At 71.7% G+C, this 19178-nt stretch carries 15 protein-coding genes and 1 pseudogene; 5 read left to right on the top strand and 11 right to left on the bottom strand.

Annotated features, from left to right (window positions below; translation table 11 throughout):
* Nucleotides 1-176: 176 nt before the first annotated feature.
* Nucleotides 177-614, bottom strand: coding sequence for an ATP-binding protein (locus SLINC_RS25055; RefSeq protein ID WP_067437327.1), 438 nt, complete (start codon nt 612-614; stop codon nt 177-179).
* A gap of 119 nt (nt 615-733) precedes the next feature.
* The gene (bldG, locus tag SLINC_RS25050; protein ID WP_024885807.1) at nt 734-1075 is read right to left on the bottom strand and encodes an anti-sigma factor antagonist BldG; all 342 of its coding nucleotides are present in this window, start codon (nt 1073-1075) and stop codon (nt 734-736) included.
* Between the two features lie 82 nt (nt 1076-1157).
* Between bldG and SLINC_RS25045 the strand changes: the two genes are divergently transcribed.
* Entirely contained in the window at nt 1158-3761 is a 2604-nt protein-coding gene (locus SLINC_RS25045) for a DEAD/DEAH box helicase (RefSeq protein WP_107406666.1), read from the top strand.
* Here SLINC_RS25045 and SLINC_RS46195 read toward each other — a convergent pair.
* The 7 genes and pseudogenes from SLINC_RS46195 to ssd form a co-directional block, all read right to left on the bottom strand.
* Nucleotides 3715-4161 (bottom strand): annotated as a pseudogene (locus SLINC_RS46195) (Rv3654c family TadE-like protein); the annotation flags it as partial. The gene SLINC_RS25045 and the pseudogene SLINC_RS46195 overlap by 47 nt on opposite strands.
* Nucleotides 4158-4502: a TadE family type IV pilus minor pilin gene (locus SLINC_RS25040; protein ID WP_225988382.1), complete on the bottom strand. Its 345-nt coding sequence runs from the start codon at nt 4500-4502 to the stop codon at nt 4158-4160. The gene SLINC_RS25040 and the pseudogene SLINC_RS46195, both read right to left, overlap by 4 nt.
* A gap of 91 nt (nt 4503-4593) precedes the next feature.
* On the bottom strand, nt 4594-4812 hold the full coding sequence (locus tag SLINC_RS25035; protein ID WP_067445690.1) for a DUF4244 domain-containing protein: 219 nt from the start codon (nt 4810-4812) through the stop codon (nt 4594-4596).
* A gap of 125 nt (nt 4813-4937) precedes the next feature.
* Nucleotides 4938-5732, bottom strand: a complete 795-nt coding sequence (locus SLINC_RS25030; protein ID WP_067437321.1) for a type II secretion system F family protein — start codon at nt 5730-5732, stop codon at nt 4938-4940.
* A 100-nt stretch (nt 5733-5832) separates the two neighbouring features.
* Complete coding sequence (locus tag SLINC_RS25025; protein ID WP_067437318.1) at nt 5833-6678, bottom strand: type II secretion system F family protein; 846 nt, start codon at nt 6676-6678, stop codon at nt 5833-5835.
* Nucleotides 6679-6685: 7 nt separating this feature from the next.
* Nucleotides 6686-7930 carry a TadA family conjugal transfer-associated ATPase gene (locus SLINC_RS25020; RefSeq protein ID WP_067437315.1) on the bottom strand — a complete coding sequence of 415 codons (1245 nt, stop codon included), beginning with the start codon at nt 7928-7930 and terminating at the stop codon, nt 6686-6688.
* A complete protein-coding gene (gene ssd, locus SLINC_RS25015) occupies nt 7927-9039 on the bottom strand; it encodes a septum site-determining protein Ssd (RefSeq protein WP_079164713.1) in 1113 nt (370 codons plus the stop codon). Before ssd ends, SLINC_RS25020 begins: the two co-directional genes overlap by 4 nt.
* A 610-nt stretch (nt 9040-9649) precedes the next feature.
* On the opposite strand from ssd, the gene SLINC_RS25010 reads away from it, so the two are divergent.
* Nucleotides 9650-10483 carry an HAD family hydrolase gene (locus SLINC_RS25010; protein ID WP_067437309.1) on the top strand — a complete coding sequence of 278 codons (834 nt, stop codon included), beginning with the start codon at nt 9650-9652 and terminating at the stop codon, nt 10481-10483.
* A 368-nt stretch (nt 10484-10851) separates the two neighbouring features.
* Here SLINC_RS25010 and SLINC_RS25005 read toward each other — a convergent pair whose 3' ends face one another.
* On the bottom strand, nt 10852-11676 hold the full coding sequence (locus SLINC_RS25005; RefSeq protein ID WP_067437305.1) for a Fic family protein: 825 nt from the start codon (nt 11674-11676) through the stop codon (nt 10852-10854).
* Nucleotides 11677-11777: 101 nt separating this feature from the next.
* Here SLINC_RS25005 and SLINC_RS25000 point away from each other — a divergent pair, with 101 nt between their 5' ends.
* Nucleotides 11778-12758 carry an ATP-binding protein gene (locus tag SLINC_RS25000; protein ID WP_067437303.1) on the top strand — a complete coding sequence of 327 codons (981 nt, stop codon included), beginning with the start codon at nt 11778-11780 and terminating at the stop codon, nt 12756-12758.
* A 33-nt stretch (nt 12759-12791) separates the two neighbouring features.
* Here the strand turns inward: SLINC_RS25000 and SLINC_RS24995 are convergent, their stop codons facing one another.
* Complete coding sequence (locus tag SLINC_RS24995; protein ID WP_067437300.1) at nt 12792-14066, bottom strand: polysaccharide deacetylase family protein; 1275 nt, start codon at nt 14064-14066, stop codon at nt 12792-12794.
* Nucleotides 14067-14365: 299 nt separating this feature from the next.
* Here SLINC_RS24995 and SLINC_RS24990 point away from each other — a divergent pair, with 299 nt between their 5' ends.
* Complete coding sequence (locus SLINC_RS24990; RefSeq protein WP_067437297.1) at nt 14366-16762, top strand: bifunctional SulP family inorganic anion transporter/carbonic anhydrase; 2397 nt, start codon at nt 14366-14368, stop codon at nt 16760-16762.
* Between the two features lie 309 nt (nt 16763-17071).
* Entirely contained in the window at nt 17072-19030 is a 1959-nt protein-coding gene (gene acs, locus SLINC_RS24985) for an acetate--CoA ligase (protein ID WP_067437294.1), read from the top strand.
* The last annotated feature ends 148 nt before the right edge of the window (nt 19031-19178 follow it).

Genomic DNA, 19178 nt, shown 5'->3' with positions numbered 1-19178 from the left:
CATTTTCACCCGATTGACTGATCAGAAACGACTGATCAGAAATTGATCGTGAATTCCTTCACGATCATCCCTGAATTCAGAATGCTCTTGAAAATGCAACAAGGGCCCTGCTGAGCAGGGCCCTTGAGGTGATCAGCGCAGTGATCAGCGCAGTGATCGAAAAAGCGCGTGGGGCGTCAGGGGAGCACCGCGACCGGCGGTGTGGTCGGCCAGGTCATCCGGATCGACCCGCCGTGTTCCCCTGCGGTGACCTCCACGTCGTCGACGAGTCCGCTGATGACAGCGAGACCCATCTCGTCCTCCTCCATCTCTGCGTCCGGGTCCTCACCCGCGGCACCGGGAGCCCGGTCGCCGGGGGCATGACGCGGCGCTTCGTCGCCGACCTCGATGGAGAACTGCTTCTCCTCCTCGATCAGCAGCACCTTCACCGGCGCCGTGATGCCGCCGTTCCGGTGCAGTCCGACGGCACGGGTGCAGGCCTCGCCGACGGCGAGCCTGACCTCGTCGAGGACGGCCTCGTCCACCCCGGCCCTGCGCGCCACCGCTGCCGCCACCAGTCGGGCGGTCCTGACGTGCTCGGGCAGCGCGCTGAAACGGAGTTCAACGGTGGCCATGCATCCCCCTCGGAACTACGGGCGTGCGGTCGGGGGACCGGACTGCCGATAGCCCGGACCCCCTTGTTACAACATCGGCCGTCCGGGCGCGGACCCTTGCGCCACACCCGGAGCGGTGGTCAGTCGGTTGCCGCCACCGCTTCCTCGACCGAGGTGTGGATCGGGAACACCTTGGTGAGGCCGGTGATACGGAAAATCTTCAGAATGCGCTCCTGGTTGCAGACCAGGCGCAGCGAGCCCTCATGGGCACGCACCCGCTTCAGTCCGCCGACCAGGACGCCGAGTCCGGTGGAGTCGAGGAAGTCCACGCCCTCCATGTCGACGACAAGGTGGAAACTGCCGTCATTCACCAGCTCGACCAGCTGCTCGCGCAGCTTGGGCGCGGTATATACGTCGATTTCGCCACCGACCCTGACGATCGTGCGATCGCCGATGGTCTCGGTCGACAGGGACAGGTCCACGGATCCTCCAGCACCTTGCTATCGAGCGGTCGCCCCTCGGGACACCTCGGCTTGAAGCCCCCAGGACGGTTCGCCAGCCGCGATGGCATTCAATCACTTACCGGCAGGCGTGCACGACGCCTTGGTCCCATTGTCCGTCACGCCGGTGACACACTCGGTGCCGATGGCCAAGAATCACCGATCCGATCAGCCCTCGGCGGACGCCGTGTCCCGCCTCGCGCCGGGCACGATCCTCGACCGGCTCGCCGCGGGGCCGAGCCGGGCTTCGCGCATCACTCATACGGAGCACTTGCCCCCGCGCGAGGGCCGCCATGCCGTCTGGCCGGACCGGATCCGTGCCGAGGTCATCGCCGCCGTGCAGGCCTGCGGTATCGCGCATCCCTGGGCCCATCAGGCCCGTGCGGCCGAGCACGCCCTGGACGGCGACTCGGTGGTCGTCGCCACGGGGACCGCCTCCGGCAAGTCCCTGGCCTACCTCGTGCCGGTCCTGTCGACCCTCCTGGATGGCTCCGAGGCACCCAACGGCCGTGGCGCCACCGCCCTCTACCTGGCCCCCACCAAGGCACTCGCAGCGGACCAGTGCCGATCGGTGAAGGAACTTTCACAACCTCTGGGCACCGCGGTGCGCCCCGCCGTGTACGACGGCGACACTCCGGTCGAGGAACGCGAGTGGGTCCGCCAGTACGCCAACTACGTCCTGACCAACCCCGACATGCTGCACCGGGGCATACTCCCGTCCCACGCCCGCTGGTCGTCCTTCCTGCGCTCTTTGAAGTACGTCGTCATCGACGAGTGCCACACCTATCGCGGTGTTTTCGGCTCCCACGTCGCCCAGGTGCTGCGTCGGCTGCGCCGCCTGTGCGCCCGCTACGGCGCCTCTCCCGTCTTCCTGCTGGCCTCCGCGACCGCCGCCCAGCCCTCGGTCGCCGCGGGCCGTCTCACCGGCCTCCCGGTCGTCGAGGTGGCCGACGACGCCTCACCCCGCGGTGAAGTGGTCTTCGCCCTCTGGGAGCCCCCGCTCACCGAGATGCAGGGCGAGAAGGGCGCCCCGGTCCGGCGTACGGCCACCGCCGAGACGGCCGACCTGCTCACCGACCTCGCCGTGCAGGGTGTCCGGTCGGTGGCCTTCGTCCGCTCCCGGCGCGGCGCCGAGCTGATCTCGGTGATCGCCCAGGAACGCCTCGCCGAGGTCGACCGCTCCCTGGCCCGGCGCGTGGCGGCCTACCGCGGCGGCTATCTCCCCGAGGAGCGCCGCGCCCTCGAACAGGCCCTCCATTCCGGCGAACTCCTCGGCCTCGCCGCGACGACCGCGCTGGAACTCGGCATCGACGTGTCCGGCCTGGACGCCGTGGTGATCGCCGGCTACCCGGGCACGCGCGCGTCCCTGTGGCAGCAGGCGGGCCGCGCCGGACGGGCCGGACAGGGCGCCCTCGCCATCCTCGTCGCCCGCGACGACCCCCTGGACACCTTCCTCGTCCACCACCCCGAGGCCCTGTTCCAGCAGCCCGTGGAATCCACCGTCCTCGACCCCGACAACCCCTACGTCCTGGCTCCGCACCTGTGCGCCGCGGCGGCCGAACTCCCGCTCACCGACGAGGACCTGGACCTCTTCGGCCCGGCGTGCGAGGAACTGCTCCCCCAGCTGGAGGCCGCGAAGCTGCTGCGCCGCCGGACCAAGGCCTGGCACTGGACCCGCCGGGAACGGGCCGCCGACCTCACCGACATCCGCGGCGAGGGCGGCCGACCGGTCCAGGTCGTCGAGGCCGGCACGGGCCGTCTGCTGGGCACGGTCGACGCCGGCGCCGCCCACACCTCCGTCCACGAGGGCGCGGTCCACCTCCACCAGGGCCGCACGTATCTCGTCCGCTCCCTCGACCTGGAGGACTCCGTCGCCCTGGTCGAGGAGGCGAGCCCCTCGTACTCGACGATCGCCCGCGACACCACCTCGATCTCCATCCTGGAGACGGACACCGAGGTCCCCTGGGGCGACGGACGCCTCTGCTACGGCTCCGTCGAGGTCACCAACCAAGTGGTCTCCTTCCTGCGCCGCCGGCTCATCACCGGCGAGGTACTGGGCGAGACGAAACTCGACCTCCCTCCGCGTACGCTCCGCACCCGCGCCGTGTGGTGGACGGTCACCGAGGATCAGCTCGACGCCGCCCGGATCAACCCGGAGATCCTCGGCGGTGCCCTGCACGCCGCCGAACACGCCTCGATCGGCCTGCTGCCCCTCTTCGCCACCTGCGACCGCTGGGACATCGGCGGGGTGTCGATCCCCCTCCACCCCGACACGCTGCTGCCCACGGTCTTCGTCTACGACGGCCACCCCGGCGGCGCGGGCTTCGCCGAACGGGCCTTCCACACCGCCCGCGAGTGGCTCACCGCCACCCGAGAGGCCATCGCCTCCTGCGAGTGCGACGCGGGGTGCCCGTCCTGCATCCAGTCCCCCAAGTGCGGCAACGGCAACGACCCGTTGCACAAGAGGGGCGCGGTACGGCTGCTCACGGTGCTGTTGCGGGGGGCGCCGGAGGAGAAGCCGGGGGAGCGGGGGGTGCAGGAGCGCGAGGAACCGGAGCTGGAGGAGCCGGAGGCTGCGCAGAGGCCGGTGAAGCCGCCGGCGCGGGCCCCGGAGACAGATCCGGCCCTGGGACCGAGTCCGGCCCCGGGGGGCCCGCCCGCGCTCTGACCTCCGTCGCGAACGGGCCCCGCCCCGACGCCGCCGTCACGTCGGAGATCTCGCCGACCAGCACGCACCGCACGAGCCGCGTCTCCTGGGCCCGCGCCACCCGGTCCGCCCGGGCGCAGGCCGCCGTACTGCCGTCCGCCCAGTGGTCCGCCGCGGCGAGCGCCGCGAGGTCGGCACCGCCGGCCGCGCGATGCCGGGTCACCACGGCGTGCCCCAGGGCGAGGACGACGACGAACACCACGCCGAAGACGGCGATCGCCCCGAGACTCCAGACGGTGGCGGACCCCTGGTCCGAGGAGTGCTCCCCCCTCCAACGGGCCCTGCTCCAACGGACCCGGCTCCAACGGGCTCTGCTCCAACGGCCCGTCCTCCGACGGTCCCTCCCCCAACCGCCCCTCATCCGGCCCCCTCCGCGGTCTCGCCCGCAGCCCGCGGCGCCGTCTCGACGGACGCCACGGCCTCCTCCCGTACCTCGAACGGCAGGCCGTGCAGGAGCGGGGGCTTCGCCTCCACGGCGACCCGGACCTGGTCACCCTCCCGGACGACCGTCACCTTCGCGTCCCGCGGTGCCGTCCCTCGGGCCACCGCGACGACCGCGCCGTCCGGATCCTGTCGGGCCGCCGCGCGGGCGCCGGTCCTGGCCGCGTCCACGCACTGGATCTGCGCGGCCACCACCAGCAGCGCCCACACCAACGCCATCGCGACCGTCACCAGCACGGGCAGCACCATGGCCGACTCCATCGTGACGAACCCGGCGTCCGAGCGGCGACGCGCTCCCCGGCCCGTGCCCCCGCCGTCCGAGCGTCGGCGCGCGCCGCCTCCACTCCCCCGCTCACACGCCCGCATCGAGCGCCCGCTTCACGATGCCCTGCAACTCCGCGCTGACCTGACCGCTCGTCACGACCTTGTAGAGGACCACCGCGAACGCCACCGCCGCGACGATTCCCATCGCGTACTCGGAGGTGACCATCCCCGCGTCCCTCCGCACCGCACGCACCCCACACACCGCGCACACCAGGGCACGCAGCCGCGCCCAACCCACCTTGTACATCTCCTTGTACATCGCCTTGTCCGTCACCTTGTGCACCTTGCGCATCGCCTTGCTCATCTCAACCCCCGTGAGGTTCCGTTCCGTTGACCACTTGCTCTACTGACGACCTGCCGGCCCGCCTCCTGTCATCCACCACCCCCTCCGCCTCCCAGCGCGCCCCCCGCCAGCCCGATCACCACGGGCACCACACCGACCGTGATGAAGGCGGGCAGGAAGCACAGCCCCACCGGCGCGGTGACCATCACGGCCGCCCGCCGTGCCCGTGACGTCGCCGCGCGTGCCCACGCGGCGCGGGCGTCGGAGGCGAGCCGGGCGACGGGCCCGGCCGCGGGCAGCCCGGAGACGTCGGCCCGCTCCAACAGCCGCGCCAGGTCGCCCGCCCCCGGTGTCGCGGCGAGCCGCCGCCAGGCCTCTGCAGGTTCGCCGCCCAGCCGTACCTCCGCGGCACCGCGCGCGAGCGCTTCGCCGACCGAGCCGCCGAGCGCCTCGCCGACGGCCTGCGCCGCGATCACCGGCCCCGCACCGGCCGCGATGCAGGCGGCCAGCAGATCGGCTGCGAGCGGCAGTTGCCGGGCGGCCTCGCGGGCTTCGGCCTCCCGAGTGGCTCCGGCCACCGCCTGCCGGAGGTGCCACCGCCACAGGCCCGCCGCGACCACCGTCCCGGCCACCGCGCCGATGACGCCACCGACGAGCACCCACACGGCGGCGGCCACACCCACCACCGGCAGCCATCGCCGAGCGAGCTCCCGCACCTCCCAGCGCGGACCGCCGGGGCTCGCCTCCGCGACCGCGACCACCTCGGCCAGCCGCCGCCGTATCCTCCGCTCGCGCCGCGCCTCCGCCAGTCGGCACACCAGCCACCCGAGGAAGAGCACCGTCCCCGGAACAACCCCCAGCCTGTGGACAACTTCCCCGCTCACACCGCCTCCTGCCCCGAAACCGAACCGAACCCGAAACCCGAACCCGCTCCGCCGACGCCCACGACGGCTCCCTGCCGCCACACCACCTCGGCCCCCGCCCTCACACCACCTCGGCGCCCCGCACGATCCGCGCCGCCCACCACACCCCCAGCCCCTCCAGCGCCCCGCCGACGAGCAGACAGCCGACGCCCGCACCGGTATGCAGCAGCACATGCAGCGGATCGGCGCCCAGAGCCATGCCCAGGGCCAGGCCCAGAACCGGCAGCCCCGCGAGCATCACCGCCGTCGACCGCGCACCCGCCAACTGGGCGCGCAGATCAGCCCGTTGGTCCCGTTCGGCGCGCAGGGCCCCTTCGAGCCGGTCGAGTCCGGCCGCGAGACCGGCGCCCTGGTCCACCGCCACCCGCCAGCACGCGGCGAGGCCCAGCAGCCCCTCGGCGCCCGGCTCCCGCGCGGCCGTCGCGAGCGCACCCGGCACATCACCGCCGAACCGGGCCGCCGCCAGCACGGCCGCCTGTACGTCACCGAGCCCGCCGGAGTCCCGTGCGGCCGGCAGCAGCGCCTCACCCGGTTGCCGTCCGGCGCGCACCTCCCCGGCGAGCGCCGCGCACAACGCGATGACCGCGTCCCCGCGCCGTTCCCGTGCCCGCCTCGCCTCCCGGGCCAGCCGTACGCGCCGCAGCAGCGGCACCCCGGCCAGCCCCGCGACGACCGGCAGTACCGAGGCGCCGAGCACCGCCAGCACCAGCCCGACGGCCGCCGACCACCACTCGGCCCGCAGCCGCCCGCGGATCCCGCGCAGTTCGCCGACCAGGTGCCGCCAGGGCGGCGGCCCGGTGTCCACCACCCCGCCGCCCGCGAGCAGCAACCGTGCCCGCCGCGCCCCGGAGTGGCGTCCGCCCAGCAGCCAGACGGCGGCTCCCACGCACACCGCGGCCGCCCCCATTGGCATCTCACTCGCCCCGCTCACCGCGCCGCCCCCCGTCGAAGAACTCGGTGTCGGTGCGGAGCAGCCCCCGCAGCCGCTCCCACCCCCGCTCGGACACGAACGCCTGCGTGCCCCACCGCAACGCGGGTACTGTCCGGACGAGGCCCGACGGATCCCGCTCCAGCACATGCACCTCGGCGATCCGCCGCCGTCCGGCCCGGTCGCGCACCAGGTGCAGGACGACCGACAGCGCGGCCGCCACCTGGCTGTGCAGCGCGGCCCGGTCAAGGCCCGCGGCCGTACCCAGGGCCTCCAGCCGGGCCGGCACATCGGCCGCCGCGTTCGCGTGGACGGTCCCGCAGCCGCCCTCGTGGCCGGTGTTCAAGGCCGCCAGCAGGTGGACTACTTCACAGCCACGCACCTCTCCCACGACCAGCCGGTCCGGCCGCATCCGCAACGCCTGCCGCACCAGATCCTGGAGGCTGACCAGTCCGGCGCCCTCCTGGTTGGCGGGTCTGCTCTCCAGCCGTACGACGTGCGGGTGGTCGGGCCTGAGTTCCGCCGAGTCCTCGGCGAGCACGATCCGTTCGTCCGGTCCCACGAGCCCCAGCAGGGCGCTCAGCAGGGTCGTCTTGCCGCTGCCGGTGCCTCCGCTGATCAGGAAGGACAGCCGCGCGCTCAGCAGTGCCCGCAGCACCCGGTCCCCGCCCGGCGGCACCGTGCCCGCCGCCACCAGTTCGTCGAGCGTGAACGCGCGTGGCCGTACGACGCGCAGCGACAGGCAGGTGCAGCCGACGGCCACCGGGGGCAGCACCGCGTGGAGCCGGGTCCCGTCGGGCAGCCGGGCGTCCACCCAGGGCCGCGCGTCGTCCAGTCGCCGTCCGGCCACCGCGGCCAGGCGCTGCGCGAGCCGGCGTACCGCTGCGGCGTCCGGGAAGGAGACCGCGGTCAGCTCCAGTCCGCCGCCCCGGTCCACCCAGACCCGGTCCGGGGCCGAGACCAGCACATCGGTCACCGACGGATCGGCGAGCAGGGGCTCCAGCGGGCCGCTGCCGACCAGTTCGGACCGCATCTGTTCGGCCGCGCCGAGGACTTCGGCGTCCCCGAGAACCCGTCCCTGCTCCCGCAGTGCCTGAGCCACGCGCGCGGGCGTCGCCTCGGCCCCGCTCTCGGCCAGCCACTGCCGCACCCCGTCGAGGAGCCCCGTCGAGGACGCCCCCGGTCCTTCACCGATCCCCAGTCGTTCGCCGACCCCCGTCCTCGTCCTCATGCCGCCCTCGCCTCCAGCAACGCCCGCTCCCAGAACTCCTTGCAGAAGCGCGCGAGGGGTCCGCGCGGCGTCGAGCCGGGAGGTTCCTTACCGCCGTGCGGACGCAGCAGGGCGGTCTCCACGGGCATCTCGCCGGCCAGCGGCAGCCCGAGCAGGCGGGCCACCTCGCGGCCGTCGAGTCCAGGGGCGTACGGCCCACGCACCACCACCCGCAGATCGCGCAGAACCATGCCGACGGCGGACGCCATACGGCCGGCCGCGGCGACGGCACGCAGTTCCGCGGGGACCACGAGCAGCCCCACGTCGACCTGGGCGAGAACCTCGGCGACTCCGTCGTCCATACGGCGGGGCAGGTCGACGACGACCGTGCCGCCCCGGCGCCGGGCCGCGGCGAGCACCGCACGGACCGCCTGGGGCGGGACGGCGACACAGTCACCGCGGTCCCAGCTGAGCACCCGCAGTTCGTGCAGCCGCGGCAGGGCCTCCTCCAGGGCTCCGCCCCCGACCCGCCCGCGAGAGGCGGCGAACGCGGGCCAGCGCAGGCCCTCGGCCGTCTCCCCGCCGAGCAGGACGTCGAGCCCGCCCCCGAGCGGGTCGGCGTCCACGAGGAGCGTGCGCAGCCCCTCGCGCGCGGAGGTGACGGCGAGGGCACAGGCCAGCGTGGACGCCCCTGCCCCGCCGCGGCCGCCGATGACGGCGACGGTGAGTGCGGGCCTGCCGACGCCCTCCGCCACGTCGGCGATGCGGTCGACCAGCCACTGTTCACCGTCGGGCAGCATCAGGACGTGGTCGGCGCCGATCTCGACGGCCCGCCGCCAGATCCCGGAGTCGTCCTGGTCCCGGCCGACCAGCACCACCGCGTCCCGGCGCGCGGCCCCACGCACCCGCCGGGCGGCGTCGTCGCCCACCAGGACGAGCGGTGCGGTCTCCCAGCCGCTCCTGCCCTCCGGTACCCCGTGGTGGACCTCGGGTGTGGCGCCGGCCGCCGCGCACAGGCGCAGCAGGTCGTCCAGCAGTTCGGTGTCCTCCGTGACGATCAACGGCCTGCCCTGTCGCCCTCCGGCGGTGGGCGGCGGATCGTGTGTGACGGCTGCGGCCATGGTTTCCATCCCCCTTCGCTGCACCCCGCGCGGCCCCTGCGGAGCCCGCGAGTCGTTCTGCTCGCGCGGCCCCCTGCGGTCACGCGATTCCCAAACATGTGAAGAACCGGAGACCGGCCTCCATATGAACGGCCGATAGGAACCGGCCAAACTCGCCCGCCCAATCGGAACCGGCCATGAAGTCGGTGCGAGCGGGGCGTGCTGGAATCACGGTGCAGCGATCCCGGAAATCGTGTGGATCTTGGTCGATAACTGTGGACAACTCGACCCTTGTGAATATCGCCGTCACCCATACCGGTGACCCCTGTACCACCCCCTGTGCGACCTCCACAGAGCAGCGCGACAGCTACACACAGTGACGGACCATGGACATGCAAAAGAGGCGGCCGCAGCCGCCTCACCTCGGTCTCACGACCGCCTACAGAGAAGGAAAAACCCGCCCGGACGTGCGACGACCCCCGCCGGGGGGGAGAGCGGGGGTCGTCTCCACGGCCGACTCGGGGGGGGAGGAGTCGGGCCGGGTTAGCACGGTCGCGAACGATCCGTGACTTCCATGGTGTACCCGAGAGCCCTCTCAGGCAAACCCACGCGCCCACCTTACGCCGAATGGGCTGCGCCTATGCTCGGGGTTGTGGAAAACCACTCGTTGCCCCGCACAGCGGCCTTCTTTGACCTGGACAAGACGGTCATTGCGAAGTCGAGCACGCTCACCTTCGGCAAGTCCTTCTACCAAGGCGGGCTGATCAACCGCAGGGCCGCCTTGCGCACCGCATATGCCCAGTTCGTCTTCCTCGTGGGCGGCATGGACCACGACCAGATGGAGCGGACCCGCGAGTACCTCTCCGCCCTCGTGCGCGGCTGGAACGTCCAGCAGGTCAAGGAGATCGTCGCCGAGACCCTCCACGACCTGATCGACCCGATCATCTACGACGAGGCCGCCTCCCTCATCGAGGAGCACCACACCGCCGGCCGTGACGTGGTGATCGTGTCCACCTCGGGTGCCGAGGTCGTCGAGCCGATCGGTGAACTACTCGGCGCGGACCGCGTCGTCGCGACCCGCATGGTGGTGGGCGAGGACGGCTGCTACACCGGCGAGGTGGAGTACTACGCCTACGGCCCGACGAAGGCCGAGGCGATCAAGGAGCTCGCCGAGTCCGAGGGGTACGACCTGGAGCGCTGCTACGCCTACAGCGACTCGGCGACCGACCTGCCGATGCTCCAGGCCGTCGGCCACCCCCATGCCGTGAACCCGGATCGTGCGCTGCGCCGCGAGGCCGTCGCGCGCGGGTGGCCGATTCTCGATTTCCACCGCCCGGTCCGGCTCAAGCAGCGGTTCCCGGCGTTCGCCGTGCCGCCCCGCCCCGCGCTGGTCGCGGTCGCCGCCATAGGGGCCGCAGCGGCCACCGCGGGTCTCGTCTGGTACGCCAGCCGACGCCGGTCCGCCCCGGCCTGACCTGCCCCTTCACCGCCATACGCGATTGTTCGCCATTCCGGTGCCCGTTTAGCTCACCTTTGAACCTAAAAGTAAAGAAGTACAGCAAGGGCTTCCACTTGCTCCGGTCCTGGAGTACAAAGGGATTAACGGCCCGCGGGACCAAGGACATCCGAGAGGATCACCTTTAAATCGCATTTGGCCACACGGACCGAGCATGAACACTGGGCACCCACGCGACGTCGACCCGTCGATTACGGGCCAGCCGCACCAGGTGACGGGCAATGTTCCCGACCTGATGGGCATATTTCGAGGACGCTTGGTACCCCGGTGAACATGCCAGCGGCGGTACGAATCCTCGTACCGCCGCAACCCTGTTTCAGGGACTTCTACGCCGCTCCGCGCTGAAGCGCCTCGCACACCGCCGTCGACTCGCGCGCCCCCAGCTCGATCGCCCTGCCGCAGTGTGCGATCCAGGCACCCATGCCCTCCGGGGTTCCGGAGACATAGCCGTCGAGGGCCGCCAGACAGGCCGCGCGGCCCAGCTCGGCATGGCCCACCTCCGCCGCGCAGACGGACTTCGGGTCGAGACCGCTGCCGACCAGGACGATGCGCTCGGCCGTGCGCGCGACCAGGCCGTTGTGCGAGGTGAAGGGCCTGAGCGCGAGCAGCTCGCCGTGTACGACGGCCGCCGTGACCAGCGCCGAGGCCGAACCGCCCGCGATGATCAGCTCGGACAGCCCCTCCAGCCGGCCGGAGACCTCCGCCGCGCTCGGCAGCGGCAGCTCGATGAGCGGCTCGTCGACCGGCTCGCCCGCCTGACGCGGGCGGCCCACCTCGTCGCCGTTGGTGGCCGCCGCCACCAGATGCAGGCGGGCCAGCACCCGCAGCGGCGACTGCCGCCAGATGGACAGCAACTGACCCGCCTCGGCGGTCAGCCGCAGCGCCGCGCCCACGGAGCGCGCCTCGTCGTCGCCACTGAAGTCGGTGCGCCGACGCACCTCTTCGAGCGCCCAGTCCGCACCGGACAGCGCCGCCGAACCGCGGGCGCCGCGCAAGGCCGCCTCGGAAGTGACCGCGTTGCTGCGGCGCCGCATGACCCGGTGTCCGTAGACCCGGTCCACGGCCTTGCGCACGGACTCCACGGACTCGGCCACACCGGGCAGCGAGCCCAGGGCCGCGAGCGGATCGGCGTTCGCGCCTGTCGTACTCATAAGTACGACCCTACGCAAGCCGGTCGCACACCCCACGATGGAGTGGTCTTCTTCACGCCCGCCTGCCACCTACAGCTATGGCGCCACTACGCTCGGTGAATATGAAAATTGCTTTCGTCGGGAAGGGCGGCAGCGGCAAGACCACCCTGTCCTCCCTGTTCGTCCGCCACCTCGCCGCCACCGGCGCGCACGTCGTCGCCGTCGACGCCGACATCAACCAGCACCTGGGCCCGGCCCTCGGCCTGGACGAGGCGGAGGCGGCCGCACTGCCCGCCATGGGCGACCGGCTGTCGCTCATCAAGGAGCACCTGCGCGGCTCCAACCCCCGCATCGCCTGCGCCGACACGATGATCAAGACGACTCCGCCCGGCGAGGGCTCCCGGCTGCTGCGGGTACGCGAGGACAATCCGGTCTACGACGCCTGCGCCCGGCCGGTGGAACTCGACGGCGACACCGTCCGTTTGATGGTCACGGGCCCCTTCACGGACGCCGACCTCGGGGTCTCCTGCTACCACTCCAAGACCGGAGCGGTGGAGCTGTTCCTGAACCACCTGGTGGACGGCCCCGACGAATACGTCGTGGTCGACATGACGGCGGGCTCGGACTCCTTCGCCTCCGGCATGTTCACCCGCTTCGACATCACGTTCCTGGTCGCCGAGCCCACGCGGAAGGGAGTCTCCGTCTATCGCCAGTACAAGGAGTACGCCGCCGACTACGGCGTCGCCCTGAAGGTCGTCGGCAACAAGGTGCAGGGTCGGGACGACCTCGACTTCCTCCGCGCCGAGATCGGGGACGACCTGCTCGTGACGGTCGGGCACTCGAACTGGGTGCGCGCGCTGGAGAGGGGCCGGCCGCCCCGGTTCGAGCTCCTGGAGGACATCAACCGCCGCGCCCTGCACCGGCTGCGGACGGCCGCCGACGCCACGTACGCACTGCGGGACTGGGAGCGCTACACGCGCCAGATGGTGCACTTCCATCTGAAGAACGCCGGGTCCTGGGGCAATGAGCGGACCGGGGCCGACCTGGCGGCGCAGGTCGACCCCTCCTTCGTACTCGGCGAGAGCGTCACCACCCTCGTGTGAGCGCGGGCGTCAGCGGCACCGGACCTCGCGCGATTACCGCCTGGCCGCCGGCGCCCCGGGCACGCCCTTCGGGGCCGGGGCGGGACGGTCGGACAGGAAGGACGCCCAGTCCCGCTTCGGGGCCTCGCCGACGCCCAGGGTGCGCAGCTTCGCCAGGGTCGTCGGATCCTGGGCGTCCAGCCAGTCGGCGAGTTGCCGGAAGGACACACAGCGCACGTCGGGCTTGTTGCACACCCGCTCGATGGTCTCCTCGACGGCCCGCATGTAGGTGCCGCCGTTCCAGGACTCGAAGTGGTTGCCGATGATCAGGGGCGCGCGATTGCCGTCGTAGGCCCGGTGGAAGCCCATGAGCAGGCCGTCGCGCATCTCGTCACCCCACCGCTCGTGATGGGCGGGGTTGCCCCGGGTCGTGGTGCCCGACTGGTTGACCATGAAGTTGTAGTCCATGGTGAGCTGCTCGTAGCGGTGCCCGGGGAAGGGCACGAGTTGCATCGACAGGTCCCACAGGCCCTGCTTCTTCTTCGGCCAGACCTGGTCGTTGACGCCGCTGGTGTCGTAGCGGAAGCCCAGGTCACGGGCGGCCTTCATGAAGTTCTTCTGCCCCTCCAGGCAGGGTGTGCGGGCGCCGATGAGTTCCTTGTCGTAGTCGAAGGGCAGCGGTGCGGCCTTCTCCATGCCGGTGTTGGTCTTCCAGGACTTCACGAAGTGCTTCGCCTGGAAGATCTCGTCCTTCCAGTCCTCCACCGACCACTCGCCGACCCCGCCGCCGCTGCCGCAGAAGTGGCCGTTGAAGTGGGTGCCGATCTCGTTGCCCTCCAGCCACGCCAGGCGTAGCTGCTTCACGGTCGCGGCGATGCCCTCCTCGTCGTTGAAGCCGATGTCGGAGCGGCCCGGGGAGTGCTGCGGGGGGCGGTAGAGGTCGCGCTTGTCCTCCGGCAGCATGTACACGCCGCTCAGGAAGTACGTCATCGTCGCGTTGTTCGCCCGGGCCACCTTGCGGAAGTGCGAGAAGAGCCGCTGGCCGTCCTCACCGGCGCCGTCCCAGGAGAAGACCACGAACTGCGGGGGCTTCTGGCCCGGCTTGAGGCGTTCGGGTCTCGGCAGACGCGGCTGCGCCCCGGTGTACGAGGTGGAACCGTCGCCGATCAGGCGGACCACGCTCTTGGGCGGCGCCTGGGCCGGCTTCGCCTTCTGCGGGCCGGGCGCCCCTGCCCCGGAACCGTCGGTACCGATCGCACAGCCGGCGAGCGACGCGGCACAGGCCGCGGCGGCCACGGCGCCAGCGGTGATCCTCTGGGTGGCGGCCATGTTCCGCCCACCTTCTTCCTTCTCTCGGGGCCAAGGACAGCGCCGCCAAGTTCGCACGGGCCCGAGAAGGAATTAGTACGACAAGCCGATGAAATTGCCACTTCACTCGTGCGAGTTACCTATTAGCCCATTTGCCGGGAAAGTCCATGCCTGGCCTTTACTCTGCATTACGATCCATTTACCGAGCGTTGAATCATCCCGCCGCTGCACGCCGTGACCCACGGCCGCCGACCCGACCCCCCGCCATCGACGGGGGACCACCAGATCCGCGACCGCGCTGCCCCGGAGGAGACGGGAAAATGCCAGCCTGCGTACCCACTCGCGCCGCCCACTCGAATCGGACGAAGCGCGTCCATCAGCCCCACAGCCCGCCGCCGGGCCCCCGCCGCCGTCCGCGCATCGCGGGTGCCGACGTGTCGGCGTCCATCGCGGTCTTCCTGATCGCCCTTCCGCTGTCCCTCGGCATCGCCCTCGCCACCGGCGCGCCCCTCCAGGCCGGCCTCGTCGCGGCCGCCGTCGGAGGGATCGTCGCCGGACGGCTCGGCGGGTCCCCGCTCCAGGTCAGCGGTCCCGCCGCCGGCCTCACCGTCGTCACCGCCGACCTCATCCACCGCTACGGCTGGCGCACCACCTGCGCCATCACCGTCCTGGCCGGGCTCGCCCAACTGGGCCTGGGCTGCCTGCGCGTGGCTCGCAGCGCCCTCGCCGTCAGCCCCGCGATCGTGCACGGCATGCTCGCCGGCATCGGCGTCACCATCGCCGTCGCCCAGCTGCACATCGTCCTCGGCGACACCCCGCAGAGCTCCGTCCTCGACAACCTGCGGGCGCTGCCCGCCCAGCTGGCGAACCTGCATCCCGCAGCGGTGTCGGTCAGCGCGCTGACCCTGGCGCTGCTCTTCCTCTGGCCGCGCCTGCCCGGCCGCGTCGGGCGGTTCCTGCGCAGGATTCCGGCCGCGCTCGTGGCCGTCGCCGGAGCCACCGCCGCCGCCTCGCTCGCCGGGCTGACCCTGCCCAAGGTCGACCTGCCGTCCTGGCGCAGCCACGCCCTGGCCGGACTTCCCGAGGGCCCCGTGCTGGGCCTGGTCGCCGCCGTGCTCACCACCACACTGGTGTGCAGCGTGCAGTCGCTGCTCGGCGCGGTGGCCGTGGACAAGCTGGTGGCCGGCCGTCCCGGCCTGTCCGGCCGTGTCGGGCGCTCCGACCTGGACCGTGAACTGCTCGGCCAGGGTGCCGCCAACATCGTCTCCGGCACCCTCGGCGGACTGCCCGTCGCGGGCGTCGCCGTGCGCAGTTCTGCGAATGTCCAGGCCGGTGCCGTCGGCCGGAACTCCACGATGCTGCACGGCGTTCTCGTAGTGATCGCCGCGCTGCTGATGGTCCCGATCCTGGAGTTCATCCCACTCGCCTCGCTCGCCGCCCTGGTGATGGCCGTCGGCATCCAGATGGTGTCCCTGCACCACATCCGCACGGTGACCCGCCACCGAGAGGTGCTGGTGTACGCCGTCACCACCCTCGGCGTGGTGATCATCGGCGTCCTGGAGGGCGTGACGCTGGGGATCGCCGTCGCCGTCGCCGTCGCCCTGCACCGCCTCACCCGCACCCGCATCACCCACGACGTAACGGAAGGAGTCCATCACGTACACGTACGAGGGCAGTTGACGTTCCTCGCGGTGCCACGGCTCAGCAGAGCCCTGCATCTCGTGCCCCAGGGCGCCCGCGTCGTCGTGGAGTTGGACGGCTCGTTCATGGACCACGCCGCCTACGAGGCGCTCCAGGACTGGCAGAAGGCGCACACCGCGCAGGGCGGTTCCGTGGAGCTGACCGGCCGCCGGGCCGGGATCCGCATCGGCGAGCCCGGAAGCACGACCGGTTTCCGCGCCGGGGGCGCGGCCGCCGAGCCGACGAGGGAGACGTCGAGCTGCCGTTGCAGCCCCTGGACGCCCTGGCGCAACCACCAGTGCGCGCCCCCGCGGTCGGCACCGGACGCCGGCGGGCACGCGAGCGGGCCGGACTGCTCCGAGGGACCGAGTTCGCACCAACTGGCGCGTGGCATCAGCGCGTTCCAGCGCCACACCGCACCGCTGGTGCGGGGTGAGCTGGCCCGGCTGGCGCGCGAGGGACAGCGACCCTCCCAGCTGTTCCTCACCTGCGCCGACTCGCGGCTGGTCACCTCGATGATCACCTCCAGCGGTCCTGGCGACCTGTTCGTGGTGCGCAACGTGGGCAACCTCGTCCCGCCGCGCGGCCAGGAGAGCGGCGACGACTCGGTGGCGGCGGCGATCGAGTACGCGGTGGACGTGCTGAAGGTCCGCTCCATCACGGTGTGCGGGCACTCCGGGTGCGGGGCCATGCAGGCGCTGATGAACTCCGAGCCGGGCGGGGCCCAGACCCCGCTCAAGCGGTGGCTGCGGCACGGTCTGCCGAGTCTGGAGCGCATGGCCGACGACGGCCGGCCCTGGGCCCGGCTCGCCGGCCGGGCACCCGCCGACGCGGTGGAGCAGCTCTGTCTGACCAACGTGGTCCAGCAGTTGGAGCACCTGCGCACCCACGAGTCGGTCACCCGCGCCCTCGGGGAAGGTGCGCTCCAGCTGCACGGCATGTACTTCCACGTGGGCGAGGCCCAGGCCTACCTGCTCACCGGGGCGGGCGAGGACGAGCTGTTCCACCATGTGGAGGCGGCGGACCTGACGGCGTGAGCCGCCCGGGGCGCCGGCGCTGCCGGGCGCGACCGGACACGCTCTGGGACGGCCCCGGTACCGACTTCACCGGGGCCGTCCCGTCAGCGCGCTTCACCCGCACCCCGCACTGAGTGTGAAAGGCGTTACAGAGACTGAACTCTGCCTGGTCGGCGTCCGTGGGTACGGATGACCCCCGCCCGTTGGAAGGGGCAGGAACGACCCCGTCCACAGGTCTACACCAATCGCCCATCGCCCCTTGTCATCGCACCCCCGGTCTGATGAGCTGTGGCTTGGGACACAACGGACACCCTGGGAAAGGCAGATGCCGTGAGCAACGAAAGCCTGGCCAACCTGCTCAAGGAAGAGCGCAGGTTCGCACCCCCCGCCGACCTGGCCGCGAACGCCAACGTCACCGCGGAGGCGTATGAGCAGGCCAAGGCTGACCGGCTCGGATTCTGGGCCGAGCAGGCCCGCCGACTGAGCTGGGCCAAGGAGCCGACCGAGACCCTGGACTGGTCGAACCCGCCCTTCGCCAAGTGGTTCAAGGACGGCGAGCTCAACGTCGCCTACAACTGCGTCGACCGGCATGTGGAGGCCGGCCACGGCGACCGGGTCGCCATCCACTTCGAGGGCGAGCCCGGCGACAGCCGTGCGATCACCTACGCCGAGCTCAAGGACGAGGTCTCCAAGGCCGCGAACGCCCTGCTGGAGCTGGGGGTCCAGAAGGGCGACCGGGTCGCCGTCTACATGCCGATGATTCCCGAGACCGCGGTCGCGATGCTCGCGTGCGCCCGCATCGGGGCCGCGCACTCCGTGGTCTTCGGCGGCTTCTCGGCGGACGCCCTCGCGACCCGGATCCAGGACGCGGACGCCAAGGTCGTCATCACCTCCGACGGCGGCTACCGGCGCGGCAAGCCGTCCGCGCTCAAGCCCGCGGTCGACGAGGCGGCCGACAAGGCAGGCAATGTCGAGCACGTGCTCGTCGTACGCCGTACCGGCCAGGAGGTCGCGTGGGACGACAGCCGGGACGTGTGGTGGCACGAGATCGTCGAGCGGCAGTCGGCCGAGCACACGCCCGAGGCCTTCGACGCGGAGCACCCGCTCTTCATCCTCTACACGTCCGGTACGACGGGTAAGCCGAAGGGCATCCTGCACACCTCCGGCGGCTACCTCACCCAGACCGCGTTCACCCACCACGCCGTCTTCGACCTCAAGCCGGAGACCGACGTCTACTGGTGCACCGCCGACGTCGGCTGGGTCACCGGGCACTCGTACATCGTCTACGGCCCGCTCGCGAACGGCGCCACCCAGGTCATGTACGAGGGCACGCCGGACACGCCGCACCAGGGCCGCTTCTGGGAGATCGTGCAGAAGTACGGCGTGACGATCCTGTACACGGCGCCGACGGCGATCCGTACGTTCATGAAGTGGGGCGACGACATCCCCGCGAAGTTCGACCTGTCCAGCCTGCGCATCCTCGGCTCGGTCGGTGAGCCCATCAACCCCGAGGCCTGGATCTGGTACCGCAAGCACATCGGCGCCGACACCACGCCGATCGTGGACACCTGGTGGCAGACCGAGACCGGCGCGATGATGATCTCGCCGCTGCCGGGCGTGACCGCGACCAAGCCCGGTTCCGCACAGACCCCGCTGCCCGGTATCGCCGCGACCGTCGTCGACGACGAGGCGAACGAGGTACCGAACGGCGGTGGCGGCTACCTGGTCCTCACCGAGCCGTGGCCGTCGATGCTGCGCACCATCTGGGGCGACGACCAGCGGTTCCTCGACACGTACTGGGCGCGCTTCGAGGGCAAGTACTTCGCGGGCGACGGGGCCAAGAAGGACGACGACGGGGACATCTGGCTGCTGGGCCGGGTGGACGACGTCATGCTCGTCTCCGGGCACAACATCTCCACCACCGAGGTGGAGTCGGCGCTCGTGTCGCACCCCTCGGTCGCCGAGGCCGCCGTCGTCGGTGCCGCCGACGAGACGACCGGTCAGGCCATCGTCGCCTTCGTCATCCTGCGCGGCACGGCCAACGCGGAGGACGAGAACCTCGTCGCCGACCTGCGCAACCACGTCGGCGCGGCTCTCGGCCCGATCGCCAAGCCGAAGCGGATCCTGCCGGTGGCGGAGCTGCCCAAGACCCGCTCCGGCAAGATCATGCGGCGACTGCTGCGGGATGTCGCGGAGAACCGTCAGCTCGGTGATGTCACCACGCTGACCGACTCGACGGTCATGGACCTCATCCAGGCGAAGCTGCCCGCCGCGCCGACCGAGGACTGACCCGGCCCGGGGGGTGTGGGGGGCGGCGAGTCCCCACACCCCCCGGCGCTCGAAGTGCATCCCCCGCCGTACTTAGCTAAGCTAAACAACCAAGGTGTGCCGGGAAGTCTGGTCGGCAAGCGATTCGTGCTGCCCATCGACCGGAGGC

It is taken from the genome of Streptomyces lincolnensis, from assembly GCF_001685355.1.
In the GTDB taxonomy this organism is placed as follows: Bacteria; Actinomycetota; Actinomycetes; order Streptomycetales; family Streptomycetaceae; genus Streptomyces; species Streptomyces lincolnensis.
Note: the sequence above shows the minus strand (reverse complement) of the source record. Positions and strands in the feature narration are given on the sequence as shown.

Excerpts from the sequence above, each read along its gene's own strand:
- SLINC_RS25055 (WP_067437327.1), bottom strand. The coding sequence starts at position 614 with ATGGCCACCGTTGAACTCCGTTTCAGCGCGCTGCCCGAGCACGTCAGG.
- SLINC_RS25045 (WP_107406666.1), top strand. The coding sequence starts at position 1,158 with ATGGCATTCAATCACTTACCGGCAGGCGTGCACGACGCCTTGGTCCCA.
- SLINC_RS25040 (WP_225988382.1), bottom strand. The coding sequence starts at position 4,502 with ATGGAGTCGGCCATGGTGCTGCCCGTGCTGGTGACGGTCGCGATGGCG.
- SLINC_RS25035 (WP_067445690.1), bottom strand. The coding sequence starts at position 4,812 with ATGTACAAGGTGGGTTGGGCGCGGCTGCGTGCCCTGGTGTGCGCGGTG.
- SLINC_RS25025 (WP_067437318.1), bottom strand. The coding sequence starts at position 6,678 with ATGGGGGCGGCCGCGGTGTGCGTGGGAGCCGCCGTCTGGCTGCTGGGC.
- SLINC_RS25020 (WP_067437315.1), bottom strand. The coding sequence starts at position 7,930 with ATGAGGACGAGGACGGGGGTCGGCGAACGACTGGGGATCGGTGAAGGA.
- ssd (WP_079164713.1), bottom strand. The coding sequence starts at position 9,039 with ATGGAAACCATGGCCGCAGCCGTCACACACGATCCGCCGCCCACCGCC.
- SLINC_RS25010 (WP_067437309.1), top strand. The coding sequence starts at position 9,650 with ATGCTCGGGGTTGTGGAAAACCACTCGTTGCCCCGCACAGCGGCCTTC.
- SLINC_RS25005 (WP_067437305.1), bottom strand. The coding sequence starts at position 11,676 with ATGAGTACGACAGGCGCGAACGCCGATCCGCTCGCGGCCCTGGGCTCG.
- SLINC_RS25000 (WP_067437303.1), top strand. The coding sequence starts at position 11,778 with ATGAAAATTGCTTTCGTCGGGAAGGGCGGCAGCGGCAAGACCACCCTG.
- SLINC_RS24995 (WP_067437300.1), bottom strand. The coding sequence starts at position 14,066 with ATGGCCGCCACCCAGAGGATCACCGCTGGCGCCGTGGCCGCCGCGGCC.
- SLINC_RS24990 (WP_067437297.1), top strand. The coding sequence starts at position 14,366 with ATGCCAGCCTGCGTACCCACTCGCGCCGCCCACTCGAATCGGACGAAG.